Genomic DNA, 24,536 nt, shown 5'->3' on the forward strand with positions numbered 1-24,536 from the left:
GCGCGAGGGACCCCGGGTTACGTCACAACGGCCCGGGGTCTCCTCGCGTCCGGGCTACTGCCCGTTGTTCTCACCGGCCTCGCCGCCGGCCTCACCGGCCTCACCGCCGCTGTCGTCGGGGCGGACCGCCGAGTCGGCGTCCTTGGCCAGGCCGAGCTGTTCCACGGCCCACTTGTCGAACTCGATGGAGGCGCGGATCCAGCTCACCGCGGAGGCCAGGAAGTGGTCCAGCCACACTCCGGTGCCGATGATCATCTGCACTTCGCCGATGAACCGGACCGTGCCGTCGTCATGCGTGTGGGTGTAGATCTTGGGCCACAGGGTGCGGCGGTTCCATTCGTTGGCCGTCTCCAGCAGGCGCGGGATGTCCTCCACGCCGTGCGGCCGGTCGTAGAAGGTCCGGACCGAGAAGACGCGCTGCTGCTCCTCGCCGCGGAACATGAAGTAGGTGCGGAACTTCTCCCACGGGGCGACCAGGTCGCCCTCCTTGTCCACCACGTACTTCAGCTTCATCTGGTCCAGCAGCCGCTTCACCAGCTCCTGGTCCGGGAGCACCGGGCGGGTCGGCTTCTTCGGCTGCTCGGGCTTCGGCTGCTGGCCCCCGAAGTTCGGAATCGAGGACGGGTCGATAGACACAGGAAGGTCCCTTCATACGGGTAGATCTCCATCCTCCCCCATCCCCCCTTCCGCCCGAAACCGCAGCGGGGCGCCCGGGACATCGCCCCGGAGCGCCCCGCGCGCCGCCCGCCGGGCGCGGTCAGTCCGCCGCCCGGCCGACGATCAGTCCGCCGCCGCCCGGGGCGGCGGCCACCCGCACCGTGTCGCCGTCGATGACCTCTCCGGAGAGGATCGACCGGGCGAGCTGATCGCCGATGGACGTCTGCACCAGGCGGCGCAGCGGCCGGGCGCCATAGGCCGGGTCCATGCCCTCCTCGGCCAGCCAGCGCAGCGCCTCGGGGGCCACGTCCAGGGTGATCCGGCGGTCGGCCAGCCGCCGCTGGAGGGCGTCGATCTGGAGCCGGGCGATCCGGCCCAGCTCGGCACCGGTCAGCGCCTCGAAGATCACCACATCGTCCAGCCGGTTCAGGAACTCCGGCCGGAACGCGGCCCGCACCGCGGCCATCACCTGCTCCCGCTGCTGCTCCCGGGTCTCGATCGGCTCCAGCAGATGCTGGCTGCCGAGGTTGGAGGTCAGGACGAGGATGGTGTTGCGGAAGTCGACCGTGCGGCCCTGGCCGTCGGTGAGCCGGCCGTCGTCCAGCACCTGGAGCAGGATGTCGAAGACGTCGTGGTGCGCCTTCTCCACCTCGTCCAGCAGCACCACCGTGTAGGGGCGGCGGCGGACCGCCTCGGTGAGCTGGCCGCCCTCCTCGTAGCCGACATAGCCGGGCGGCGCGCCGACCAGCCGGGCCACCGAGTGCTTCTCGCCGTACTCGCTCATGTCGATGCGGACCATGGCCCGCTCGTCGTCGAAGAGGAAATCGGCCAGCGCCTTGGCCAGCTCGGTCTTGCCCACGCCGGTCGGGCCGAGGAAGAGGAACGAGCCGGTGGGCCGGTCCGGGTCGGCCACCCCGGCGCGGCTGCGCCGCACCGCGTCCGACACCGCCCGCACGGCCTCGCCCTGGCCGATCAGCCGCCGGCCGATGGCCTCCTCCATGCGCAGCAGCTTCTCGGTCTCGCCCTCCAGCAGCCGGCCGGCCGGGATGCCCGTCCAGGAGGCCACCACATCGGCGATGTCGTCCGGCCCGACCTCCTCCTTGACCAGCTTGTCCTTGGCCGCGGCGGCGGCCGGGGAGCCCTTGGCCGCCGCCTCCGCCTCCGAGGCCGCCGCCAGCTCCCGTTCGAGCTGCGGGACCTCCCCGTACTGGAGCTTGGCCGCGGTCTCCAGATCGCCGTCCCGCAGCGCCCGCTCGGCCAGCCCGCGCAGCTCGTCCAGCCGCTCCTTGAGCTCGCCGACCCGGTTCAGGCCCTGCTTCTCCTTCTCCCAGCGGGCGGTCAGGCCGCGCAGCTCCTCCTCGCGGTCGGCCAGCTCGCGGCGGAGCCGGTCCAGCCGCTGCCGGGAGTTCTCGTCCGATTCGCCGGCCAGCGCCAGCTCCTCCATCTTCAGCCGGTCCACACTGCGCCGCAGCTCGTCGATTTCCACCGGGGAGGAGTCGATCTCCATGCGCAGCCGGGACGCCGATTCGTCCACCAGGTCGATGGCCTTGTCCGGCAGGAAGCGGGAGGTGATGTAGCGGTCGGAGAGCGCGGCGGCGGCGACCAGCGCGCTGTCCGAGATCTGCACCTTGTGATGGGCCTCGTAGCGGCCCTTGAGTCCGCGCAGAATGGCGATGGTGTCCCCGACGTCCGGCTCGGCCACCAGCACCTGCTGGAAGCGGCGCTCCAGCGCCGGGTCCTTCTCGATCCGCTCCCGGTACTCGTCCAGGGTGGTGGCGCCGACCATCCGCAGCTCGCCGCGGGCCAGCATCGGCTTGAGCATGTTGCCCGCGTCCATGGCCGAGTCCCCGCCGGCCCCGGCGCCGACCACGGTGTGCAGCTCGTCGATGAAGGTGACGATCTGCCCGTCGCTGTCCTTGATCTCGGCCAGCACGGTCTTGAGCCGCTCCTCGAACTCGCCCCGGTACTTGGCGCCGGCCACCATGGCGCCGAGGTCGAGGGAGACCAGCCGCTTGTCGCGCAGCGACTCCGGCACGTCCCCCTTGACGATGCGCTGCGCCAGCCCTTCGACGACGGCGGTCTTGCCGACGCCCGGTTCGCCGATCAGCACCGGGTTGTTCTTGGTGCGGCGGGAGAGCACCTGGACCACCCGCCGGATCTCCTGGTCGCGGCCGATCACCGGGTCCAGCCGGCCCTCGCGGGCGGCGGCGGTGAGATCGGTGCCGAACTTCTCCAGGGCCTTGTAGGTGCCCTCCGGGTCCGGGCCGGTCACCCGGCGCCCGCCGCGCGCCCGCTGGAACGCCTCGGCCAGCCTCGTGGCGGTGGCCTGCTGGGCGCGCAGCAGCTCCCCGGCCCGGCCGCCCTGCGCGGCCAGGCCGATCAGCAGATGCTCGGTGGAGACATGGGAGTCCCCCAGCTCCCTGGCGCGCTTGGCGGCGTCCGCCAGCACGGCCAGCAGCTCACGGTTGGGCTGCGGCTTGGACAGCGACGCGCCCTGGGCCCGGGGCAGCCCGCCCAGCAGCTTCTCGGCGCCGGCGCGCAGCGCGGCCTGGTCCGCCTCCACGGCGGCCAGCAGGTCCTGGATGTTCTCGTTGTCCTGGCCCTGAAGCAGGGCGAGCAGCAGATGGGCCGGGGTGATGTCCGGATGACCGTCGGTCAGCGCCCGGCTGTTGGCCGCGCTGATCGCGTCCCGGCTCCGATTGGTCAGCTCACCGTTCACTTGCGGTATCTCCTCCTGGCCGATCCTGACCGCAGCGTCCCTCGGGGACGGCCCGGCAGTCCATCCGCCCCGCCTGGACCCTGCCTGGCTTACCCTCCACAAACCTGAGTCTAACTCACTCAAGCCGGTTTCCCGTCAGCCCGCCTCCCCGGTCACGCCACCTCCGGGTGAACTCTCCCGAAGATCGTTCCGGCTACATGCAGCCCGCTGGGCACACTGGCTTCCTCACACCCGAGGAGGCACCATGCCTGTCACGGCCGCGCACCAGTCGGCGTCGGACTCATCGGCGCAGTCGGCAGACCGCCTCAAGACCTTCCTCGCCCTGTTCAGCTCCCCCCGGAGGACGGGATACGCGGCCGAGTACCGGGTCCCCTTCGGCAAGCCGCTGCCGCTGCCCGAGCCCTTCGGCTTCGACCTGGAGACCTCCGACTTCCTCTGATGCGCTGATGGCACCCGCGGCCGATCCCCTGCACCCCGCGCCCCCGACCCCGGCCGCGTGCTGATCCGCATCACCCTCACCCGCGCCCTGGGCAACGCCTGACAGCCGCGGGACGGTGCGGCGGTGCGCGAGGATGAACGCGGACCGGGTGGCCGGCCCGCGACCACGGACGAGAGGGGACCAGCGCCATGACCGGTACAGCCGGAGCGGAGAGCGCCGCCGAGAACGCGGAGAGCGCGGCGCACCGGGTGCGCATCGAGTACTGCACGCGGTGCCGCTGGCTGCCCCGGGCATCCTGGCTGGCCCAGGAACTGCTCAGCACCTTCGAGGCGGAGCTGGCGGAGGTGGCCCTGGCCCCCGGCACCGGCGGCGTGTTCCGCGTCCTGGTCAACGGCGAGGTGGTGTGGGACCGGCGCGACCAGGGCTTTCCCGAGCCGACCGTCGTCAAGCGCCTGATCCGCGACCGGGTCGCCCCGGGCCGCCCCCTCGGCCACTCCGAGGCATGACCGCCGACGGCCCCGCCCCTGCGGCCGGCAGCACGGCGAACGCACCGGGCCGCGCGTTGGCCGCACTCACAGGTCGTCAGGAAGCAGCCGGAAAGCCAGCGGCCCGGACAGCGGACGCAGGGTGCGGAAGTCCTTGCGATCGAGTGTGAGAATCATGTCGGTGGCGTACTCCCGGGCCAGAGCCACCACTACCGCATCGCAGAGATCCAGCCGCAGCTCGCGGTAGCGCCGCTGTACCCGCCGAGCCTCCTGCAGCACCTCGAGCCCGGCATCCGCCAGGGCGTACCTGCCCCTGCGGACCTCGCCGAGAAGGCGGTCGAGCAGGGTCCCGGACGCCTCCTTCCCCCAACGGCTGCCCACCAGGTGATCCAGCTCCGCGAGAACAGGCGGTGGGATCACCACCAGCCCCGCTGTGTCCATCACTCTCCGGGCACCGGTGTGATCGGCAGAGCTCCGGTCGACCGAGGCGATGATCCCTGAGGTGTCGGCGACCACGATCACGACGCCCGGTCCTCTTCCCAGGCACCGAATCCGCTGTCCCGCAGCATCTCGTCGGCCCGCTCGGCGAACGCGGGATCACCGCTCTCGAAGACCGGCAGATCCACGGGCTCGTCCCAGACCCGGTATCGCGCGATGGCGAGCCGCACTCCCTCACGCAGTATCTGCGCCTCACTGACCTTCTCCCGGGCAGCAGCGCGCTTGAGTTCGGCAAGATCGGCTTCGTCCAGATACACCGTGGTCCGCTTCAGAGTCATGCGTATATGGTAGCCCTGCCATACATGCCGTCGCACGCAAGCACGTGACCCGGCGCTGCTGCCCCTTGCCCGCCCGGTCCCGCCATGGCGTCCTGCAATGTTCCGCGCGGGTCCGCGACCGCACCACCGGGGCCGTCGGCATCCTTCGGGCCGTCGCCCCCGACCTCCATGTGCGCGCGGGCCAGCGGTCAAGGTCCGCCGGGCCTGGCTGGCACCCGAAACCTGCGGCGTCGAGTGGACAGCATGTCCGGAGACATCGGACCCGTCGCGGAGCAGGAGCGGTAGGAATCTTTCCAACCGGAGTGTGAAACGGGGAAGTTGAAAGAAGCACACGCTCTGGGGCAGTCCCCGGTCACACGCTACGCTGTCTCGTCGGGGCGCACACCTGCTCGAACACCGCCAGGGGCTCGGGGCCGGGTTGGGAGGCTGTTTCCACATGGGGCGGGGACCGTGGGGTCGGTACGAGGACCGGAACGAAGCCGCCATCGACTGGCTCAAGCTGCTTCTGGCACTGGTCACCGCAGCCTCGCTCACGGTCATCTACTTCCTGCTGCCGGATGGGGAGCGGGGCGGGCAGACGGCCGGATTCCTCAAGGACTTGTTCCCGAACCTCATCGCCGCACTGATCGTCTTCCCGGTGGTCTTCATCGTGCTGGGAACGGTCGGCCAGAGCACGGAGGACCGGCTCGCTCGCACGGTCCGGCAGAGCATGGGATCGAGGGAAGCAGGCCGAAGGTTCACCGACGATGTGGCCGGAACCGCCGACTTCGTCCATCAACTGGTGAGCGACAGCGTTTCGCGCCGCGTCGTGCACATCGAGATCCTGGCCTTCACCGGCGGCACCTTCACCACGGCGCTGCTCAGGGACCTGGTCCGGCGGAACCCCAACCGGCTGTCCATCACGCTGCGCACCATCGACTTCGCGCGAGCCGACAAGGAGCTCTTCCCGCGGCACTGGGAAGGGGAGCAGAGCGAGACGGTAGAACGGCTGCGGGCGCTCTGCGACGGCCGGGCCGGGCTGGAAATCTGGAAGTATCCCAGCTTCCCCTTCCTGCTCGGACTTGCCATCGACCGTACCCACCTGCTGATCGCCTTCCCCCGCTGGGACCACGAGACCGGGCGACTGGCGGATACGTCACTCGAATATCGGTACTACGAGCGGAATTCCTTATCCGAACATCTATTCGAGCTCTTTGAGAACTGGGCCCGCCAGCCCCGTCAGGAGCTCCTGCGCCCCCAGCAGCGGCCGTGATACCCGGCCCACGGCCCGCCACGCGACCGAAGGAGGTGGTTGCCGCGATAGACGCCGGAAAAACGAAGTTCCTGGCAGGTGTATTCACTCCGGACGCGAACGAGCTCGAACGTTGTCGCATACGCGTGACCACGCCCCGCGAAACGGTGGACGCGCTGCTGGCGTATCTTGACGGCATTTGCGAGCGATACTCTGTTGTGGCCATCGGCCTTGCCGTCTTCGGCCCGCTGGAGGTGAATCCTGGGCTCGGTGATTTCGGAGGAATCGTCGGCAGCTCCGAACCGCAGTGGTCGGGTGTCAATCTGCCGTCGATGCTTACCACCCGCTTCCATGTACCCGTATTGTTCGATTTCGATGTCAATGCCGCCGCGATCGCCGAAGCGCGGAACATGACTCTCCCTGCCGAAGACTTCGTCTATCTGTCCATCGGGACCGGGATCGGCGGAACTTTCCACGGACCGCCAGGACGCACCGTGCCACGAACGGACCCGCCCCAGCTCGGGCACATGCATCTGCCGCGAGAACCGGACGACGGCTACCCCGGAAGCTGCCGGTTCCACGGTGCCTGCTTCCAGGGCCTCGCCTCAGGCCGTGCGCTGAGCGGCCGGTGGCAGAGGCCCACCCACGAGCTGCCGGCCGGCCACCGGGCCTGGGACCTGGAGGCCCGGTACATCGCCCGCGCCTGTGCCAATCTCCTGTACTCCTGCTCTTTCACCACCGTCCGGATGGGAGCCGGCATATCCCAGATCCCGGGCCTCGTGGCCCGCGCCAACCACTACCTGAGGTTGTTCATGAACGGTTTCCCGGAAAACCTCTGGCGAGGCATAGCGGATCGGAACGTCATCGAAGTCGCCAGAACCGCGCCGCATTCCTCGCTGCTCGGAGCGGCGCTCCAGGCGATAGAAGGGACGGGGCTGGTGTTCCCGCCGGATCGCCCGGCGCCCGGACCGGCACCGTCACGCACCTCCTTTCGAATACCCAACTGACCACAGAGGAACAGAGGACGCCCGACAATGAATACCTTGCGAGACCGACTCGGCAGCGAGACGCCCTTGATCGCCGTCAGTTTCCGGGACAGCGACAACGAAAGGCTGTCGAAGGAGGCCATGGGGGCCGGTGTGGACGTCGCGGAACTGCGGATCGACAAGTTTTCACGGGCCGATACCGGCCATGTGCTGGCGCAGGTGAAGCTGTTCCGCGAACTGGCCACCCTGGCCACCATCCGCTCACGGGAGGAGGGCGGGCACTGGGACGGCGCCGAGGAAGAGCGGCTGGAACTCTTCCGCACGGTGGCTCCCGTGGTGGACGCCGTGGACATCGAACTGTCCTCGCGGGGGATTCTGCCCGAGGTGATCGCCACGGCCAGGGAGAACGACACCGTCGCCGTGGTTTCCTACCACAACTTCGAGGCCACACCGGGCCGCCAGGAACTCGAGGCGGTCGTGCGCGACGCGGCCCGGGCCGGCGCGGACGTCGTCAAGATCTCGACCATGGTGGCCTCCGGAGCGGACCTGCGGAGGCTGGCCTCGCTACTGGTCGCCAGAGAGGACGGCCCGGAACTCATTGTGATCGCCATGGGTGCGCTGGGTGCCGTCTCACGCGTGTTCTTCCCGGCGCTGGGCTCCCGGCTCACCTACTCGTTCATCGGCAGCAGCTTCGCCCCGGGACAGCTCGACTTCCATGAGACATTCCATCTGCTTCGCCAGTTTTATCCGGACTTCAATCAGCGGAAGATCAACGAGCTGAGTCTCTTCGAGGCCGTGTAAGCATGCCCCGGAAGGACGGCCGGAGCCGACTCACGATGAGCGTGCGCACGCTGGGCGACACTCCCTTTGCGGAGCGGGTCCGCACGGCGGCGGCGGCCGGGTTCGACGCCATCGGCCTCAGTGTGGAGTCCTACCTGGCCGCCCACCGTGACGGGATGGACGACCGCACCATGCGCACGCTGCTGGACGACCACGGGCTCGCGGTCACCGAGGTGGAGTTCCTCAGCGACTGGTTGCCGGCGGGGCCGGGCCCCGGCCCTGGCGCGGGCTCGGTGAAGGAGCGGACCGCCTTTCACATCGCCAGGACATTCGGCGCGAGCCGGGTCAACGCCGGGTTGTTCGACAAGGCGCCGCCGGGCCTCGTGGCCGAACGCTTCGCGGCGCTCTGCGAGCGGGCCGGTGGGCTGGCCGTCGCACTGGAGTTCATGCCGTTCGGAGGCATCCCGGACCTGCGGGCCGCCTGGGAGGCGGTACGTCTCGCGGACAGTTCCCGTGCGGGCCTGCTCATCGATGTATGGCACTGGGTACGGGCGGGTACCACGGCTGATGCACTGTCACCGGTGCCCCCCGGCCGGGTCCTCGCCGTGCAACTCTGCGACGTCGGACCCGAGGCGCTGCCCGAGGCACGGTATGAATCACTCCATCACCGGCTGCTGCCCGGCAGCGGGAGCAACCACGCCCGCGACGTGCTGACCGTGCTGCGCCGCCACGGGGCCGGGCCCCAGATGACGGCCGAGGTCATGTCCGACGACCTGCTGGCGGGCGGCCCCCGGGCCGCCGCCCGGGCGGCCTTCGCCGCGACGCACTCCGTGCTCGTCTCGGTCTACGGGGGCTGGCCGGTGTCCTGAGCGCCGGCCCCGGGGGCGCGGGTCACCAGTGGAACGGCTCGGTGTGGGTGTGGCGGGGCGGGACGCCGGCGTCGGTGAGGGTGCGCAGGACGGCGGCGGTCCACTCCGGGGGGCCGCTGACGTACACCTCGCGGTCGGCGATGTCCGGGACGAGCGTGCGCAGGGCCGCCAGGTCGTCCGCCGGCAGCGCCCGGTCCCGGTCGTCGCGGTCGCCGAGCCAGGAGCCGGGGGCGCGGCGGTGGCCCGGCAGCCGGATCAGGTCCAGGCCGCTGCGCCGGGCCAGGGCGGTGAACTCCCGCTTGAAGAGCGGATGCCGGGTGAAGCGGTGCAGCAGCACGGCTTCACCGGGCCCGTGGTCCAGCCCTTCGGCGAGGGCGCGCAGCGGGGCCACGCCGATCCCGGCGCCGATGAGGGCGACCCGGCGGCGGGTGCGCACCCGGGCCGTGAGGCGGCCGTACGGGCCGGTGCACCAGACCGGCGTGCCCGGCTCAAGGGCGCGGATGCCGGAGTTGTGGCCGTCCCGGGTGAGGACGGTGATGCGCAGCAGCCGGCCGTCCGGTACGGCGGAGAGGGCGTACGGGGTGGCCCGGCGCCAGGTTTCCGGCTGGAGGAAGCGCCAGATCAGGAACTGTCCCGGGACCGCCCGCAGCCGGTCCAGCCGCCGCCCGCCGATGGTCACGGACAGCACGCCGTTGCCCTCGGCGACGACCGACGCTACGCGCAGCCGGTGCCGGCGGTGGCGCCACAGCGGCAGGGCGGCCCGCCACAGCACGAGCGCGCCCGCGGCGAGGCCCCACAGCGTCCACCAGTAGGCCCGGGCCGCGGTGGAGGGCAGGAAGCTCGCGCCGCGCAGGAGCTGTTGCGGCAGGACGAGGAAAAGGCCCAGGCAGCAGTACAGGGGGAGGAGCGCGAGCGGGCCGCGCCACCACCGCCCGTCGGCCGCCGGCCCGCGGCGCGGGCGGAGCAGGCGGAGCAGCCGCCGGCCGAGGAACCAGCACAGGGCCACGGCGGCCAGGACGGCCGCGGTGAGCAGCGGGCCGGGGGTGCGGGAGACCAGGTCGAGCGGGCTGCCGCCGTGGGCGAGCAGGACCAGCACGGCGTGGGCCAGGGCCAGGGCGAGGGAGGCGAGACCGGCCAGGTCGGCCAGCCGGACGAGACGGTGCAGGCCGAAGGGGCGCTCCAGCACCGGCACCCGGGAGAGCAGCAGGGCCTGGGCGAGCAGCGTCACGCCGGCGGTGACGGCGGCGAACCGGGCGGGGGCGAACAGCCCGCCGGGCAGATCGGTGGCCGACCAGTACCAGGCCGGAACCAGGGCCGGGACCAGGGCCACGGCCGCCGCGGCACGGACCGCGGCATCACGCCGGACGGGTCCCGCGGCCGGGACGGTATCGGGTGCGGTACGGACGGGCCTGCTCCCCGTGGACGGAGCAGGCCGCAGCGAGGTCTGGGCGGTGCTGTCCATGCCCCGGCACCCTGCCGCAGAAAAATGAGGGAAGCCTGAGAGAGCGGTGTGGGGTCGGTGAAGGGCTCGTGGGCGGCCGTGCGGCGGCCCCCGGGCGGCCCGGGGTGGATGTCGGGTGCCTCGCGGGGGAGGCGGGTCCGGACACGGACCAGGGCCGGTACCCGGAGGTACCGGCCCTGGTCAGACGGTGCGCGTCGGTGCGAGACGGCCGCCCCGGCGCCGGGTCAGCGCCGACCGCCCTGGTTCACGATCAGAGCACGCGCACATCGGTGGCCTGCGGGCCCTTGGGGCCCTGCGCCACCTCGAACTCCACGGCCTGGTTCTCCTCCAGGCTGCGGAAGCCCTGGCCCTGGATCTCCGAGTAGTGGACGAAGACGTCCGGGCCATCGTTCTGCGCGATGAAGCCGTAGCCCTTCTCCGCGTTGAACCACTTGACAGTTCCCTGAGTCATTACTGCTCCTTGACAGGGGCTGGATACGTGAGCGCCGCACCTTACGGCGCCCCGGGCCGGTCTCGACGCGACTCCTCCAGATCCCTGAAGGCAAGCAGCGCGCCCGCGAACCACGTTTACTGCGAGCGTGCGGGTAACACGAACAAGCAAAAACTACGACCGCTATGCACAACCCTAGCCCGGCGGGTTTCATTCCCACCACGCGACTCGGCTACTCCACCCGTCCGTACGGCTTCAAGGCGCCCCGCGGACCCACCGCACCGCCCCCGGACGTCCCGGCGCCACCCGCCCGGCGCCGGCCGCCCCGCACGGGCAGGATCCAGCGCCGACGAGAGGAACCCTGCCCAGCGGGGCGAAGCTGGGCAAAACAGTGCGGAAGCACCGCGGAATAGCTGTACGCACCCACCACATTCACGAATTCTTCGTAACACGTGCGTAAAAAGTGAAGGCGGTGGCCGAATCTGTTCTACGGTCTCCATGTCGTGGGGAGACTTGCGCAGCCCCAGTGGAGGGTTGTCGCGAACGGGACATAGTGGGGCTTAGGTTACTTTTCGTGTCTGACTTTACACAAGGCATCTGGTCATGGATCGTCGTCGCGGTCGGCGAGACGTCGTGGCGCGAGCTCATGCCGCTCGGACTGGCCGGAATCTTCGTCTGGGCCCTGTGGCTCTACCGGGCGGTACTGTCACGGTTCGCACGCCCGGTCAAGAACGACTTCCGGACAACTGTTTCCGTGGTAGTCCCGGCCTATCGGGAGGACCCGGACATTCTGATGGAGTGCCTGGACTCATGGCTGGACCAGGATCCGACCGAGATCATCATCGTCCCGGACGTCGAGGACACCGAGGTCCTGCGCCGGCTGCGCACCGTCACGGACCGCCGGGTGCGGGTGCTCGCCTTCGAGCACCGCGGCAAGCGCTCCGCGCTCGGCGTGGGCATCCGCGCCGCCACCAGTGAGCTGGTGGTGCTGGTGGACTCCGACACCCGCTGGGAGCCCGGACTGCTGGCCGCCGTGCAGATGCCGTTCGAGGACCCCTCGGTCGGCGGGGTCGGCACCCAGCAGAACGTGTACCAGCGCACCACCAGCGTCTGGCGGCGCATGGCCGACTGGCTGGTCAACCTCCGCTACTACGACTATGTACCGGCCATGGGCCGGGCGGGCGCGGTGGCCTGCCTCTCCGGTCGGACCGCCGCCTACCGCCGCGAGGCCATCGTGCCGGTACTGGAGAACCTGGAGAACGAGTTCTTCCTCGGCCGCCGCTGCGTGGCCGGCGACGACGGCCGGCTCACCTGGCTGGTGCTGGCCTCCGGCTACCGCACCGTCCACCAGTCCTCGGCCCGCGCCATCTCGATGTTCCCGTCCTCCTTCCGTGCCTTCGTCAAGCAGCGGGTGCGGTGGAGCCGGAACTCCTACCGCTGCTATCTGACCGCCCTGTACAAGGGCTGGCTGTGGCGTGTTCCGCTGGTCACCAAGATCACCGTGCTGCAGATCCTGCTCACCCCGGTGACCATGGGGATGGCCCTGGGGTATCTGCTCCTCAGCCGCCTTGAACTCACCGGCCGAGGCCTGATCCTGGTGCTGATCTGGCTGCTGGTCGGCCGCGGCATCCGCGGCTGGTCGCACCTGCGCCGCCACCCGCAGGAGATCCTGCTGCTGCCGCTGCTGGCGACGGTGGTGATCATGATTTCGCTGCCGATCAAGCTGTACGCCTTCATCACCATGAACAAGCAGGGCTGGCTGACCCGAAGCAGCACCAGCGTCGGCGGCGAGGGCCAGACCGCCGCCACCCTGACCGGCACCGGCAGCGGCCCCCGCGCGCCGCGGCCCCGGACGCACCACGGCGACCCCGAGCAGACCATGGAACTCGACGTCAAGGCGGTGCGGATCTGATGCGCCCCACGCGAACGACGCGGCAGACCGGGCGTCTCGCCCTGGTCGCCGCCTGCGCGGTCCTGGCCGCACTCGGCGGCCCGGCGGCCGGCGCACACGCCGACACCGGCGGCGACGGGGACCAGGCGATGCCGTTCACCCCGGAGGAGGCCGAGGTGCAGGCCGCGCTGGTGGCGGCCGAGGACGACCGGCTGAACCAGGTGCGCGCCATCACCGCCATCGCCCCGCTGCAGGGCGGCACCGCATGGAAGCAGCCCTACCGGCTGGACACCGGCAGCGGCTACACCCTGGTGCTCACCGAGCGCAGCAACGCGTACACCGTGTCCGATCTGCTGGAGCTGGCGCCGCAGACCTTCGTCCGCCAGTCCGACGGCTCCTATCTGCTGACCGAGAACATCTATCTCAACCCCGGCGCCAAGCTGAAGCTGTCCACCCCCGGCGGGCTGACCCTGCGGATGGCCAGCAGCGCGGCCGGCTTCGTCTCCATCGTCTCCTTCGGCGGCGAACTGACTCTCCAGGGGACCCCGCAGGCCCCGCTGGAGATCACGAGCTGGGACCCGGACAAGGACACGGCGGACACCGATGTGCGCGACGGCCGGGCCTACATCCGCGCCATCGGCGGCCAGTTCCGGATGGACCACACCCACATCTCCACCCTCGGCTTCTGGAGCGGACGCACCGGCGGGCTCAGCCTGACCGGCACCGACCGGCCCAACACCGGTGCCATCGACGGGCCGGACGCGCTGCCCGAGGAGAGCGAGACCGGCGGCGAACCCGGCGAGGGAGCCGAGGAAGCGGAGCCGCCGCGCAACGGGGACGTCACCGCGCTGCCGACCGGGCCCCTGGAGACCCCGGACACCCGCTTCACCGTGCCCGACCTTTCCTATGTGTCGGTGGCCATCGCCGACTCCGAGATCGACGGCAACGCCTTCGGCCTGTTCATCTCCAGCGCGGCGGGCGTGGACATCAGCGACACCGTGGTCCGCGACAGCCTGCAGGACGGGGTGCTGCTGCACCGCTTCGTCCGCAGCGCCGTGGTGGAGCGCACCGTGTCGGAGAACAACGGCGGCGACGGCTTCATCCTCTCCCGCGCCACCCAGCAGGTGCAGGTCACCGGCTGCACCGCGCGGGACAACGCGGGCAACGGCTACACCGTCAGCGGGCGCCCGCTGGCCTCCGGCCCCTCCGCCTCCGGCCAGCCCGTCGACAGCTACGGCTCCAACTCGGTCTCCAGTTCCGTCGCCGAGGGCAACGGCCGGTACGGTATCGAAGTGCTGGGCGGCTTCGACGTCGGCGTGCAGAACAACCGGGTCGAGGGGGGCGACATGGGCATCGTGGCGCGGCAGGACGCCGACACCGTGTCCATCACCGGCAACCGGGTCACCGGGCAGGAACGCCAGGGCATCTCGGTCCGGGACGGGGTGCTGGCCGCCACCGTCACCGGCAACATCGTGGACGGCGCGGCGACCGGCATCTACATCCGGGACTCCGAGGCCGAGGTGCGGGGCAACACCATCCAGGACGCCACCAGTCACGGCGTCTCGCTGGTCGGCGACGTCCCCGGCTCGGTGGTCACCTTCAATGTGATCGCCGGTGTCGGCCCCAGCGCCCTGGACACCACCCGCTCCGACGGCGGAATCACCGTCAAGGAGAACCAGACCTTCGCCTGGTACGACACCAGCTCGTTCTGGACCAAGGTCAAGCACTACGCCAGCCCCATGACGCTGCTGTGGGTGAGCATCCTGCTGCTGATCCTGTTCATGGCGATGATGGGCGTGAAGCACCACGGCGTCCGCAGGGGCCAGCCGCCACGGGTGCGGCATCCCTACGACGACAAGCGGCCCCTGCCCACCCCGCCGCCCACCGAGGTGCCGACCGGGGCCCAGCGCGGACGGCACCGGGTCCCGGTGATGGCCGAATGACCGGCCCCGCCCCGGGCCCGGCCGCCGCCCGCCGGAAGCCGCCCGGCGACCCGCGCACCTGGCTGTCCACCGCGGCCCTGCTGATCGCGCTCACCGCGCTGGTGGTCGCCCTGGCCGGGAGCGGAGACGGCGAGGGGCCGGCTCCGGCCGCGGGCACCGGCCCGGGTTCCTCCCCCTCCCCCTCCCCCTCCTCTTCCGCCTCGCCTTCTCCCTCGCCCTCCGGCACCGGCGACGAGCCGGACGCCGACGGCGGCGGGGACGGCCGGCCCACGGGGGTGGAGACCGGGCCCCTCGACCCGGCACCCACCGGGGACGCGCCCACCGGAGCAGCCGTCACCGACTGCCCTGAGCCCACCGTCACCGTCAACGACGCGGAATCCCTCCAGCGGGCACTGGACGAGGCCGGGCCCGGCGACAGCATCCTGCTGGCCGACGGCACCTACCCGGGCACCTTCACCGCCTCGGTCCCGGGCACCGAGCAGCAGCCGGTCTTCGTCTGCGGCGGCCCGGGTGCGGTGCTCGACGGCGAGGACATCGAGGGCGGCTACGGCTTCCATCTCGACGGCGCCAGCCACTGGCGGCTGATCGGCTTCACGGTCCGCAACAGCCAGAAGGGCGTGATGGCCGACCGGGTCACCGGCGCGGTGATCAAGGGACTGACCGTGCAGGAGATCGGCGACGAGGCCATCCATCTGCGCAACTTCAGCTCCGGCAACCTGGTGGAGGGCAACACCATCCGCACCACCGGGCTGCGCCGGGAGAAGTTCGGCGAGGGCATCTACATCGGCAGCGCCGAGTCCAACTGGTGCTCGATCACCGACTGCGAGCCGGACCGCAGCGACCACAACATCATCCGCGGCAACGACATCCGGGACACCACCGCCGAGTCCGTCGACATCAAGGAGGGCACCACCGGCGGGCTGGTCACCGGCAACACCTTCGACGGCGCCCGGCTGACCGGCGGGCACAGCGACTCCTGGGTGGACGTCAAGGGCAACGACTGGGTCATCGAGAACAACACCGGGACCAACTCCCTGGAGGACGGGTTCCAGACCCATCAGGTCGTGGACGGCTGGGGCACCGGGAACATGTTCCGCGGCAACACCGCCCACGTGAACGGCCCCGGCCACGGGTTCAGCCTCACCCCCGTCGAGGACAACAAGGTGACCTGCGACAACGAAGTCAGCGGCGCCGCCGAGGGGCTGGCCAACGTCGACTGCTCCGGCTGACCCGGCCGGCCCGGCCGCCCTCCCGGCTCTCCCCCCGCTCCCCCCGCTCTCCCGTCCCCCCGCAGGCAAGGAATCCGTCCGGTGGCGCGGCGATGCCGTGCTGCCCGAGAACTCCCCCGGAGGAGCTCATGGTCCCCGCAGAAGCGACCCCGACCGCCGCGGCGCCGCGGCTGACCGTCATCGGCACCGGCTATCTCGGTGCCACCCACGCCGTGTGCATGGCCGCGCTCGGCTACGAAGTGCTGGGCGTGGATGTCGACCCCGGCAAGATCGAGCGGCTGAACAGCGGCGAGGTCCCGTTCTACGAGCCCGGGCTGCCCGAACTGCTGGCCAAGGCGATGGACTCCGGCCGGCTCCGGTTCTCCACCTCCCTCGCCGAGGCGGCGGACTTCGGTGATGTGCATTTTCTGTGCGTGGGCACCCCGCAGCAGCGCGGCTCGAACGCCGCCGACCTGAGCTTTGTGCACGCCGCGACCGATGAACTGGCCCGGCATCTGCGCCGCCGCGCCCTGGTGGTGGGCAAGTCCACGGTGCCGGTGGGCACCGCCGCGGCGCTGGCCGACCGGGTCCGGTCGCTGGCGCCGGCCGGCGAGGAGGTGGAGCTGGCATGGAACCCGGAGTTCCTGCGCGAGGGCTTCGCCGTGGAGGACACCCTGCACCCGGACCGGCTGGTGTTCGGGGTGACCTCGGCCTGGGCCGAGGAGCGGCTGCGCGCGGCGTTCGCCCCGGTCATCGGCGAGGGCACACCGGTGGTGACCACCGATCTGGCCACCGCCGAGCTGGTGAAGACCGCGGCCAACTCGTTCCTTGCCACCAAGATCTCCTACATCAACGCCATGGCCGAGGTCTGCGAGGCCACCGGGGCGGATGTGCAGAAGCTGGCGGAGGCGCTGGCCTACGACGACCGGATCGGCGGCCGGTTCCTCCGGCCCGGCCTGGGCTTCGGCGGCGGCTGTCTGCCCAAGGACATCCGGGCCTTCATCCACCGGGCCGAGGAGCTCCGGGTGGGCCAGGCGGTGGCCTTCCTGCGCGAGGTGGACGAGATCAACAAGCGGCGCCGGGCCCGCACGGTGAGCCTGATACGGGAGCTGGCCGGCGGTGACCCGGCGGGCATCCGGGTGGCGGCGCTGGGCGCCTCGTTCAAGCCCGACTCGGACGACATCCGGGACGCCCCGGCGCTGGATGTGGCCGCCACGCTGCACGCGGCCGGCGCCCGGGTGCGGGTCTTCGACCCGGTGGCCATGGACAACGCCCGCCGCGCCTGTCCGCAGCTCGACTACGCGGCCGACGCGCTGGACGCGGCGGCCGGGGCCGATGTGGTGGTGCTGCTGACCGAGTGGACCGAATTCCGGGAGATCGACCCGGCGGCCATGGGCGCCGTGGTGGCCCACCGCCGCATCGTGGACGGCCGCCACGCGCTCGACCCGGCCCAGTGGCGCGCCGCCGGATGGACCTACCGGGCCCTGGGCCGGCCCTGACCCGCGGTCGTGCTGTCCCCGCCCGGCGCTCTTCCCCGGGCGCCGGGCTCCGGCCGCCCGGGCGGGGCCCGGGTCAGCGGCGGCCGGGGCGGCCCGGGCGGTCGGGGCGCCAGACGACGAGGGCGCTGGTCTGGCGGACGTCCTGGTACGGGACCAGGTCGCGGCGGTAGGAGGCGTGCACGGCGGCCTCGCGCTGCCGCATCGCCGCCGCGGCGCCCTCCAGCGCCTGCTGCATCTCCGCCAGCCGCGACCGCAGCGCGGCCACCTGGTTCTCCAGCTCGATGATCCGCTTGATGCCGGCCAGATTGATGCCCTCCTCCTGGGAGAGCCGCTGCACCTCGCGCAGCAGCTGGATGTCCCGGGCGGAGTAGCGGCGGCCACGGCCGGCCGTGCGGTCCGGGCAGACCAGGCCCAGCCGGTCGTACTGGCGCAGTGTCTGCGGGTGCAGCCCGGAGAGCTGGGCCGCCACCGAGATCACATAGACGGGGGTTTCCTCGGTCAGCTCGTAGGGGTTGCCCGGGTTCATGCCGGGGCCGGGCGCCGAGCCGGCGCCCGGTCCCGTGCGGCCATGGCCGTCCATCTGGTCATTCTCCCTTCGCGGCCTCGAACAGCGCCGCCCGAGGGTCCTCGCCCTCGGCCGCCTTGCGGTACTCCTCCAGGGCCTTGCGCGCCCGCTCCCCGAGCTGGTGCGGCACCGCGACCTCGATGGTCACCAGCAGGTCGCCGCGGGTGCCGTCCTTGCGGACGGCGCCCTTGCCGCGGGCCCGCATGGTGCGCCCGCTCGGCGTGCCCGGCGGCAGCCGCAGGGTGACCGGGGGACCGCCCAGCGTCGGTACGGTGATCTCACCACCGAGTGCGGCTTCCGGGAAGGTCACCGGCACGGTGATGGTCAGATTGTCGTCCCGACGGTCGAATACCGGGTGCCTGTCCACATGCACCACGACATACAGATCCCCGCTGGGCCCGCCGCGCTCACCCGGCGCGCCCTTGCCGCGCAGCCGGATGCGCTGCCCGTCCCCGACGCCGGCCGGGATGCGCACCTGCATGGTCCGGGAGCTGGTGGCCCGGCCGCTGCCCCGGCACACCTCGCACGGGTCGTCGGCGATCAGGCCCCGGCCCTTGCACTCCACACAGGGGTCGGTGAGCGAGAAACCGCCGCCCCGGCCCCGGCTGACCTGGCCGGTGCCCACACAGGTCGGGCAGACCCGCGGGGTGCCGTTCTTGTCGCCGGTGCCCGAGCAGGCCTTGCAGGCGGCCGAGGAGGACATCCGCAGCGGCACGGTGGCGCCGTGCACCGCCTCGGTGAAGCTCAGCGTCACCTCGGACTCGATGTCCTGGCCGCGCCGCGGCTGGGTCCGGGTCCCGGTGCCGCTCCGGTTGAACAGGCCGCCGAAGACATCCCCGAGCCCGCCGCCGAAACCGCCGGCCTGGCCCGTGCCGGTGCCGGTGCCCGAGCCGGGGCCCGGGCCGCCGAACAGGTCGCCGAGGTCGAAGGAGAACTGGCCGGCGCCGCCCGCGCCGGGCCCGCCCCGGAAGCCGCCGGAGCCGAACAGCGCCCGCGCCTCGTCGTACTCCTTGCGCCGCTTGGCGTCGCCGAGCACGTCATATGCCTCGGAGACGTCCTTGAACCGCGCCTCCGCCTTGACGTCGCCCTTGTTCGCGTCGGGATGGTACTCGCGTGCCAGCGCCCGGTACGCCTTCTTGATCTCGGTCTCGGTGGCGTCCTTGGGGACGCCGAGAACCTTGTAGTAGTCCTTCTCGATGAAGTCCTTGGTGCTCACCCGCGCGTCCCTCCTCCCGCCGTGTGCCGGTCCGCCGTGTGCCGGTCCGCCGACGCGCCGCCCGGCCGGACCCGGTCCGGGGACCTGGTCCGGCCGGGGGCGCGCTCGGCCTCAGCTCTCCTCGGAGCCACCGTTGTCCTGCTTCGAGGCCCCGGACTCCTGCTCGCCCGTCTCCTCGTCCGCGCTCTCGCCACCGGCCGGCGCCGTCTTGGCCCCGGGCTGGGGCTCGGCCACGCCGACCCGCGCCGGACGGATCGTCCGGTCGCCGATCCGATACCCCGGCTGCAGGATCTGCACGCACGTGGTCTCGGTGACATCCGGCGAGTAGCTGTGCATCAGCGCCTCGTGGATGGTCGGGTCGAAGGGCTCGCCCTCCTTGCCGAACTGGCTGAGCCCCATCTTGGCGACCACCGTCTCCAGGGACTCGGCCACCTGCTTGAAGCCGCCGACCAGTTCCCCGTGGTCCCGGGCCCGGCCGATGTCGTCCAGCACCGGAAGCAGCTCGGTGAGAAGGTTGGCCACCGCGATCTCCTTGACGGCGATCCGGTCGCGCTCCACCCGGCGGCGGTAGTTCTGGAACTCCGCCTGGAGCCGCTGGAGGTCCTCGGTCCGCTCATTGTGCGCGGCCCGCAACTGGTCGAGCTGGGCGGTCAGGGCGACCTCCTGCACCTCCTTGGCGGAGGGGCCGGAGGAGGAGCCGGGGCCGGAGCCCTCGCCCTCACCGCTGCCGCCGGCCGCGGCACCCGACGGGCCCGTCCGGTCGGCGGCACCCCCGTCGGGGTCCGGGCCGCCGGCCTGGGCGGAGCTGTCGGATGCCTTGGCGTCGGGGACCTCGGGCTCCTGTTCGAAGCCGTTCGGGTCCTGCGTCACGCCGCACCGTCCTTCGGCTTGTCGTCGTCCACGATCTCGGCGTCCACCACGTCCTCGTCGGCCGAGGAGGCGGAGCCGCCGCTCTGGCCGCCGGCCCCGCCGGCGCCGCCGGCCGCCGAGGCGGTCTTGGCGTCCGCGTACATGGCCTGGCCCAGCTTCTGGCTGGTGGCGGCGACCTTCTCGGACGCCTCCCGGATGGCCGCGGTGTCCTCGCCCTTCATCGTCTCCTTGAGCTCGGACACGGCCGCCTCGACCTCGGTCTTGATCTCGGCCGGGACCTTCTCCGCGTTCTCCTTGAGGAAGTTCTCCGTGGTGTAGACGAGCTGCTCGGCCTGGTTGCGGGTCTCCGCGGCCTCACGGCGGCGGTGGTCCTCCTCCGCGTACTGCTCGGCCTCGCGCATCATCCGCTCGATGTCGTCCTTCGGCAGCGCCGAGCCGCCGGTGACGGTCATCCGCTGCTCCTTGCCGGTGCCGAGGTCCTTGGCGGAGACATGCATGATGCCGTTGGCGTCGATGTCGAAGGTGACCTCGATCTGCGGCACGCCGCGCGGCGCCGGGGGCAGACCGGTCAGCTCGAACATGCCGAGCTTCTTGTTGTAGGCCGCGATCTCCCGCTCGCCCTGGTAGACCTGGATCTGCACCGAGGGCTGGTTGTCGTCGGCGGTGGTGAAGATCTCGGAGCGCTTGGTCGGGATCGTGGTGTTGCGCTCGATCAGCTTGGTCATGATGCCGCCCTTGGTCTCGATGCCGAGGGACAGCGGGGTGACGTCCAGCAGCAGGACGTCCTTGACCTCGCCCTTGAGCACGCCGGCCTGGAGCGAGGCGCCGATGGCGACGACCTCGTCCGGGTTGACGCCCTTGTTGGGCTCCTTGCCGCCGGTGAGCTGCTTGACCAGCTCGGCCACGGCGGGCATCCGGGTGGAGCCGCCGACCAGGACCACATGGTCGATCTCGGAGACCTGGACGCCGGCGTCCTTCATCACATTGTGGAAGGGGTGCTTGCAGCGCTCCAGCAGATCGGCGGTGAGCTGCTGGAACTGGGCGCGGGTGAGGCGCTCGTCCAGGTGCAGCGGGCCTTCGGCGGAGGCGGTGATGTAGGGCAGGTTGATCGAGGTCTCGGTGGAGGAGGACAGCTCGATCTTGGCCTTCTCGGCGGCCTCACGGAGCCGCTGGAGGGCCATCTTGTCCTTGGAGAGGTCCAGGCCGTGGCCGTTCTGGAACTGCTGCACCAGGTAGTCGACGATGCGCTGGTCCCAGTCGTCGCCGCCGAGGTGGTTGTCGCCGTTGGTGGCCTTCACCTCGACCACGCCGTCGCCGATCTCCAGCAGGGACACGTCGAAGGTGCCGCCGCCGAGGTCGAAGACGAGAATGGTCTGGTCGTCCTTCTCCAGCCCGTAGGCGAGCGCGGCCGCCGTCGGCTCGTTGACGATGCGCAGCACATTGAGGCCGGCGATCTCGCCCGCCTCCTTGGTGGCCTGCCGCTCGTGGTCGTTGAAGTAGGCGGGGACGGTGATCACCGCGTCGGTGACCTTCTCACCGAGGTAGGACTCCGCGTCCCGCTTCAGCTTCTGCAGGATGAAGGCGCTCATCTGCTGCGGGTTGAAGTCCTTGCCGTCCAGATTGATCTTCCAGTCGGTGCCCATGTGGCGCTTGACCGACCGGACGGTCCGGTCCACGTTGGTGACCGCCTGGCGCTTCGCGACCTCGCCGACCAGCACTTCGCCGTTCTTGGCGAAGGCCACGACGGACGGCGTGGTCCTGGCGCCCTCCGCGTTGGCGATGACCGTAGGCTCACCGCCTTCGAGAACACTGACGACGGAGTTCGTCGTACCCAGGTCGATGCCGACCGCACGTGCCATTTCGGAATCCTCCAAGCCCATACCTTGAGTAGGTCTGACTCAAGAATGCAGGCGGCGGGCGCCCGCGTCAAATGACCTGAGCGGACCGGGCTCAATTCTCATCCTCTTCCCACGCTCAAGCCGTACTCGGGCCGGATGCACCGCCCCCGGCCATGGCGTTCACGGCAGCGGACGCCCCCGGCGCAGCGCGGCGAAGACCGGCCCGGCCCGCTCCTCGTCCAGGGCGACCCGGTTCTCCCGGTCCGGGTGCGGCAGCACCGGCAGGGTGTGGAAGCGCAGCCCCTCGGCGGGCACCGAGCGCAGCTCGCGGGCCAGGCCGTAGAGCGCGGACAGGCTGTCCAGACCCGGTCCGGCGGTGACCGAGGAGGTGGCGGCCTCCAGCACCGGATAGAGCCGGGCCGGATTGAGCAGGGTGGAGTCGCCGCGGGCGTGTTCGTAGAGCAGCTTCAGGAATTCCTGCTGGCGGGAGATGCGGTTCAGATCGCTGCCGTCGCCGACCAGTTGCCGGGCCCGGAGATAGGCCAGCGCCTGCTCGCCGTCCAGCAGATGGGTGCCGGCGGTCAACTGGTGGCCGACATGCCAGTCGGACTCGTCCTCGGCCAGGGTGACCTCCACCCCGCCGACCGCGTCGACGACCTTCTCCACCGCGGAGAACTCGATCACCAGATGGCTGTCCACCCGCACCCCGGTGAGGTCCTCCAGGGTGCGGATGGTGCAGGCCGCCCCGCCGTACTGATACGCCCAGTTGAACTGCGCCCGCCGCGGCTCGGTCCATGCCCCGTCCCGGCCCGCGTCCCCGGCACCGGTCTCGTCGTCCCCGTGGTCCTCGCGGCGGCAGCGCGGGATGTCCACCATCAGATCGCGCGGGATGTGCACCACCTCGGCACGGTGGCCGTCCGCGGGAAGCTGGAGCAGCAGCACGGTGTCCGAGCGGGCGGTGCCGGTGCCGCCCTCCTCGTCCGAGCCGATGACCACATAGGTGCGGGTGCCGCCGGATGCCGCGTCGGCCGGGGGCCGCGCCGCGGCGTCGTCGGCCAGGGCCGCCGCGGCGGCATGATCGGTGCGGACGTTGCCGTCCAGACGCAGATAGAGCCACCAGCCCACGGCCAGCAGCGGCAGCAGGATCCAGGTGAGGACGAGCAGCGGGCGACGGACCGGCAGGCGGCGGTGACGCGGAGTCATGCGCGCATTATGCTCACCGATTGTCCCATTTCCGGCTATTCCGGACATTCGTGTTCCGGGTCCGCCGCCCGCCGGGACCGGCTCAGGACCGGCTCAGGACCGGCTCAGGACGGAGCGGTCTCCTCCGCCCGCCGGGCCTCGTTCTGCAGCCGGGAGAGCACCGCGGCCGGATCACCGCCGGGCTCCAGCGCCCGGCCGATCGCGTCCTCCAGCAGGGCGGCCACCTCCGGCCAGGACCGCTTGTCGACCGGCTGGAGCACCGACTCGGCCATCTGCTCGAAGAACGGGCGCAGCGGCTGCCCCTGCGGCATCCCGCGCAGCCGCTCGGCGGCGGAGACGGTGGTGGGCAGGGTGCCGTCCCGCGCGGTGGCGGCCGTCACCCGGTCGGCCGCGTACAGGTAGCCGAGAAACTCCCCGGCCGCCTCGCCGCGGCCCCCGTCACGGAAGGCGATCAGCCAGTCGGTGAGCCCCAGCGGCAGCGCCGGGCCGCCCTCCCGGGCCGGGAACGCGGCGTGGTCGTAGGGCAGCCCGGCCGTCTCGGCCGCGCGGACGAGGGGCGGGTGGGCGAGCAGCATGCCGATCCGGCCGCCCAGAAACGCCTCGGTCACGGCGTCCCGGTCGGCCGGGTAGGGGTCTTTGGCCAGCCCGGGCGCCACCAGATGGTCCCGGAGCCAGGTCAGGGTGGCGATGTTGGCCGCGCTGTCCAGGCGGTATTCGCCGGCGCCGCCGGTGAGGCCGCCGCCGCCGGCCAGCATCCAGACCAGGATCTCCTGGGTCGCCGAGCCCTCGGCGAGCTGGAGCGCATAGGGCACCTCCACCCCGGCGTCCCCGAGCGCCCGGGCGGCCCGGGCCAGCTCCGCCCAGTCGGCCGGGGGGCCCTCCAGCCCGGCGGCCCGGAACAGCTCCGGGTTCCACAGCAGCCGGGGGGTGGAGGCGAGATACGGCATGGCGTACTGCTCCAGCCGGTACTCGCCCGCCCGGGACAGGGCCAGCAGGAAGTCCGCCTGGACGGCGGGCGGCAGGATCTCCCGGACCGGGTGGAGCAGGCCGTCCGCGGCGTAGGGGACATAGCTGCCGGTCTGGGCGATGTCCGGCGGGCTGCCCTCGGCCACCCGCCGGGCCAGCAGGCCGTCGAGCTCCGCCCGGGGGACCAGCTCCACCTCGACGGTGACCCCGGGGTGCTCCGCCCGGTATCCCGCCGCCAGCGAGTTCCAGCGCTCCCGGGCGGCGCCGGTCGCCGGTCCGGCACCGAAGTCGGCGGCCAGCACGGTGATCACCGTGGTGTCCGCGGTGTCCTGGAACGCGGCGCAGCCGGCCGGTGCCAGCAGGGCCACGGCCCCGGCGGTGGCTCCGGCCGCGGTCCGCCGCATCCGGGCCGCCAGCGAGGCGGGGGCCCGGGCCGGTGCCGGGCCGGTGGTGGTGGGGTTCTGTGTCGCCATGGTCACCGCTGCCGTTTCCGCTGCCGTTTC

22 protein-coding genes are annotated in these 24,536 nt (G+C 71.5%); 10 read left to right on the forward strand and 12 right to left on the reverse strand.

Annotation, left to right across the window (positions count from 1 at the left end; translation table 11 throughout):
* Positions 1 to 54 precede the first annotated feature (54 nt).
* Positions 55 to 636 carry a YbjN domain-containing protein gene (locus tag BM242_RS18930; protein ID WP_093840051.1) on the reverse strand — a complete coding sequence of 194 codons (582 nt, stop codon included), beginning with the start codon at positions 634 to 636 and terminating at the stop codon, positions 55 to 57.
* A 121-nt stretch (positions 637 to 757) separates the two neighbouring features.
* Positions 758 to 3,376: an ATP-dependent chaperone ClpB gene (gene clpB, locus BM242_RS18935; protein ID WP_093840052.1), complete on the reverse strand. Its 2,619-nt coding sequence runs from the start codon at positions 3,374 to 3,376 to the stop codon at positions 758 to 760.
* 244 nt (positions 3,377 to 3,620) lie between these two features.
* Here clpB and BM242_RS18940 point away from each other — a divergent pair, with 244 nt between their 5' ends.
* Together BM242_RS18940 and BM242_RS18945 are read left to right on the forward strand one after the other, a co-directional pair.
* Positions 3,621 to 3,815: a hypothetical protein gene (locus tag BM242_RS18940; protein WP_093840053.1), complete on the forward strand. Its 195-nt coding sequence runs from the start codon at positions 3,621 to 3,623 to the stop codon at positions 3,813 to 3,815.
* A gap of 188 nt (positions 3,816 to 4,003) precedes the next feature.
* Positions 4,004 to 4,321, forward strand: a complete 318-nt coding sequence (locus BM242_RS18945; protein WP_093840054.1) for an Rdx family protein — start codon at positions 4,004 to 4,006, stop codon at positions 4,319 to 4,321.
* 66 nt (positions 4,322 to 4,387) lie between these two features.
* Here the strand turns inward: BM242_RS18945 and BM242_RS18950 are convergent, their stop codons facing one another.
* A complete protein-coding gene (locus BM242_RS18950; RefSeq protein ID WP_093840055.1) occupies positions 4,388 to 4,822 on the reverse strand; it encodes a type II toxin-antitoxin system VapC family toxin in 435 nt (144 codons plus the stop codon).
* Positions 4,819 to 5,076: a ribbon-helix-helix domain-containing protein gene (locus tag BM242_RS18955; protein ID WP_093840056.1), complete on the reverse strand. Its 258-nt coding sequence runs from the start codon at positions 5,074 to 5,076 to the stop codon at positions 4,819 to 4,821. Before BM242_RS18955 ends, BM242_RS18950 begins: the two co-directional genes overlap by 4 nt.
* Before the next feature lie 436 nt (positions 5,077 to 5,512).
* Between BM242_RS18955 and BM242_RS18960 the strand changes: the two genes are divergently transcribed.
* Genes BM242_RS18960 through BM242_RS18975 form a run of 4 tightly spaced genes read left to right on the forward strand, consistent with a single transcriptional unit; the run spans position 5,513 to position 8,942 of the window.
* Entirely contained in the window at positions 5,513 to 6,328 is an 816-nt protein-coding gene (locus BM242_RS18960) for a hypothetical protein (protein WP_093840057.1), read from the forward strand.
* Positions 6,329 to 6,363: 35 nt separating this feature from the next.
* Positions 6,364 to 7,314, forward strand: coding sequence for an ROK family protein (locus BM242_RS18965; protein WP_175541483.1), 951 nt, complete (start codon positions 6,364 to 6,366; stop codon positions 7,312 to 7,314).
* Positions 7,315 to 7,350: 36 nt separating this feature from the next.
* Positions 7,351 to 8,094, forward strand: coding sequence for a type I 3-dehydroquinate dehydratase (gene aroD / locus BM242_RS18970; protein WP_175541484.1), 744 nt, complete (start codon positions 7,351 to 7,353; stop codon positions 8,092 to 8,094).
* 35 nt (positions 8,095 to 8,129) lie between these two features.
* The gene (locus tag BM242_RS18975; protein ID WP_175541485.1) at positions 8,130 to 8,942 is read left to right on the forward strand and encodes a sugar phosphate isomerase/epimerase family protein; all 813 of its coding nucleotides are present in this window, start codon (positions 8,130 to 8,132) and stop codon (positions 8,940 to 8,942) included.
* 22 nt (positions 8,943 to 8,964) lie between these two features.
* Here BM242_RS18975 and BM242_RS18980 read toward each other — a convergent pair whose 3' ends face one another.
* Complete coding sequence (locus BM242_RS18980; RefSeq protein ID WP_139238370.1) at positions 8,965 to 10,404, reverse strand: ferric reductase-like transmembrane domain-containing protein; 1,440 nt, start codon at positions 10,402 to 10,404, stop codon at positions 8,965 to 8,967.
* 250 nt (positions 10,405 to 10,654) lie between these two features.
* Complete coding sequence (locus BM242_RS18985) at positions 10,655 to 10,855, reverse strand: cold-shock protein (RefSeq protein WP_093840062.1); 201 nt, start codon at positions 10,853 to 10,855, stop codon at positions 10,655 to 10,657.
* Between the two features lie 553 nt (positions 10,856 to 11,408).
* On the opposite strand from BM242_RS18985, the gene BM242_RS18990 reads away from it, so the two are divergent.
* The 4 genes from BM242_RS18990 (at position 11,409) to BM242_RS19005 (ending at position 17,375) form a co-directional block, all read left to right on the forward strand.
* Positions 11,409 to 12,746 carry a glycosyltransferase family 2 protein gene (locus BM242_RS18990; protein ID WP_093840063.1) on the forward strand — a complete coding sequence of 446 codons (1,338 nt, stop codon included), beginning with the start codon at positions 11,409 to 11,411 and terminating at the stop codon, positions 12,744 to 12,746.
* Positions 12,746 to 14,668 (forward strand): right-handed parallel beta-helix repeat-containing protein, encoded by a 1,923-nt coding sequence (locus BM242_RS18995; protein WP_245834275.1) that lies wholly within the window; start codon positions 12,746 to 12,748, stop codon positions 14,666 to 14,668. Before BM242_RS18990 ends, BM242_RS18995 begins: the two co-directional genes overlap by 1 nt.
* Positions 14,665 to 15,897, forward strand: a complete 1,233-nt coding sequence (locus tag BM242_RS30890; RefSeq protein ID WP_093840064.1) for a right-handed parallel beta-helix repeat-containing protein — start codon at positions 14,665 to 14,667, stop codon at positions 15,895 to 15,897. Before BM242_RS18995 ends, BM242_RS30890 begins: the two co-directional genes overlap by 4 nt.
* Positions 15,898 to 16,025: 128 nt before the next feature.
* Positions 16,026 to 17,375, forward strand: coding sequence for a UDP-glucose dehydrogenase family protein (locus tag BM242_RS19005; protein WP_093840065.1), 1,350 nt, complete (start codon positions 16,026 to 16,028; stop codon positions 17,373 to 17,375).
* A 73-nt stretch (positions 17,376 to 17,448) separates the two neighbouring features.
* Here BM242_RS19005 and BM242_RS19010 read toward each other — a convergent pair whose 3' ends face one another.
* From BM242_RS19010 to BM242_RS19035, 6 genes are all read right to left on the reverse strand, one after another.
* Positions 17,449 to 17,901 carry a heat shock protein transcriptional repressor HspR gene (locus BM242_RS19010; RefSeq protein ID WP_093840097.1) on the reverse strand — a complete coding sequence of 151 codons (453 nt, stop codon included), beginning with the start codon at positions 17,899 to 17,901 and terminating at the stop codon, positions 17,449 to 17,451.
* A gap of 58 nt (positions 17,902 to 17,959) precedes the next feature.
* Complete coding sequence (dnaJ, locus tag BM242_RS19015) at positions 17,960 to 19,156, reverse strand: molecular chaperone DnaJ (RefSeq protein ID WP_093840066.1); 1,197 nt, start codon at positions 19,154 to 19,156, stop codon at positions 17,960 to 17,962.
* Between the two features lie 111 nt (positions 19,157 to 19,267).
* Entirely contained in the window at positions 19,268 to 20,026 is a 759-nt protein-coding gene (gene grpE, locus BM242_RS19020; protein WP_093840067.1) for a nucleotide exchange factor GrpE, read from the reverse strand.
* Positions 20,023 to 21,885, reverse strand: a complete 1,863-nt coding sequence (gene dnaK, locus BM242_RS19025) for a molecular chaperone DnaK (protein WP_093840068.1) — start codon at positions 21,883 to 21,885, stop codon at positions 20,023 to 20,025. The genes grpE and dnaK overlap by 4 nt, the downstream gene beginning before the upstream one ends.
* 159 nt (positions 21,886 to 22,044) lie before the next feature.
* Positions 22,045 to 23,067, reverse strand: coding sequence for an LCP family protein (locus BM242_RS19030; RefSeq protein ID WP_175541486.1), 1,023 nt, complete (start codon positions 23,065 to 23,067; stop codon positions 22,045 to 22,047).
* Positions 23,068 to 23,171: 104 nt separating this feature from the next.
* Complete coding sequence (locus BM242_RS19035; protein ID WP_245834281.1) at positions 23,172 to 24,506, reverse strand: extracellular solute-binding protein; 1,335 nt, start codon at positions 24,504 to 24,506, stop codon at positions 23,172 to 23,174.
* Positions 24,507 to 24,536: the final 30 nt, after the last annotated feature.

Origin of the sequence: Streptomyces aidingensis, assembly GCF_900112355.1 — a bacterium.
Taxonomy (GTDB): domain Bacteria; phylum Actinomycetota; class Actinomycetes; order Streptomycetales; family Streptomycetaceae; genus Streptomyces; species Streptomyces aidingensis.

What these genes read in the sequence shown, in the direction of transcription:
- BM242_RS18940 (WP_093840053.1), top strand. Translation starts at nt 3,621, where the DNA reads ATGCCTGTCACGGCCGCGCACCAGTCGGCGTCGGACTCATCGGCGCAG.
- BM242_RS18945 (WP_093840054.1), top strand. Translation starts at nt 4,004, where the DNA reads ATGACCGGTACAGCCGGAGCGGAGAGCGCCGCCGAGAACGCGGAGAGC.
- BM242_RS18955 (WP_093840056.1), bottom strand. Translation starts at nt 5,076, where the DNA reads ATGACTCTGAAGCGGACCACGGTGTATCTGGACGAAGCCGATCTTGCC.
- BM242_RS18960 (WP_093840057.1), top strand. Translation starts at nt 5,513, where the DNA reads ATGGGGCGGGGACCGTGGGGTCGGTACGAGGACCGGAACGAAGCCGCC.
- BM242_RS18975 (WP_175541485.1), top strand. Translation starts at nt 8,130, where the DNA reads ATGAGCGTGCGCACGCTGGGCGACACTCCCTTTGCGGAGCGGGTCCGC.
- BM242_RS18980 (WP_139238370.1), bottom strand. Translation starts at nt 10,404, where the DNA reads ATGGACAGCACCGCCCAGACCTCGCTGCGGCCTGCTCCGTCCACGGGG.
- BM242_RS18985 (WP_093840062.1), bottom strand. Translation starts at nt 10,855, where the DNA reads ATGACTCAGGGAACTGTCAAGTGGTTCAACGCGGAGAAGGGCTACGGC.
- BM242_RS18995 (WP_245834275.1), top strand. Translation starts at nt 12,746, where the DNA reads ATGCGCCCCACGCGAACGACGCGGCAGACCGGGCGTCTCGCCCTGGTC.
- BM242_RS30890 (WP_093840064.1), top strand. Translation starts at nt 14,665, where the DNA reads ATGACCGGCCCCGCCCCGGGCCCGGCCGCCGCCCGCCGGAAGCCGCCC.
- BM242_RS19005 (WP_093840065.1), top strand. Translation starts at nt 16,026, where the DNA reads ATGGTCCCCGCAGAAGCGACCCCGACCGCCGCGGCGCCGCGGCTGACC.
- BM242_RS19010 (WP_093840097.1), bottom strand. Translation starts at nt 17,901, where the DNA reads ATGAACCCGGGCAACCCCTACGAGCTGACCGAGGAAACCCCCGTCTAT.
- dnaK (WP_093840068.1), bottom strand. Translation starts at nt 21,885, where the DNA reads ATGGCACGTGCGGTCGGCATCGACCTGGGTACGACGAACTCCGTCGTC.
- BM242_RS19030 (WP_175541486.1), bottom strand. Translation starts at nt 23,067, where the DNA reads ATGACTCCGCGTCACCGCCGCCTGCCGGTCCGTCGCCCGCTGCTCGTC.
- BM242_RS19035 (WP_245834281.1), bottom strand. Translation starts at nt 24,506, where the DNA reads ATGGCGACACAGAACCCCACCACCACCGGCCCGGCACCGGCCCGGGCC.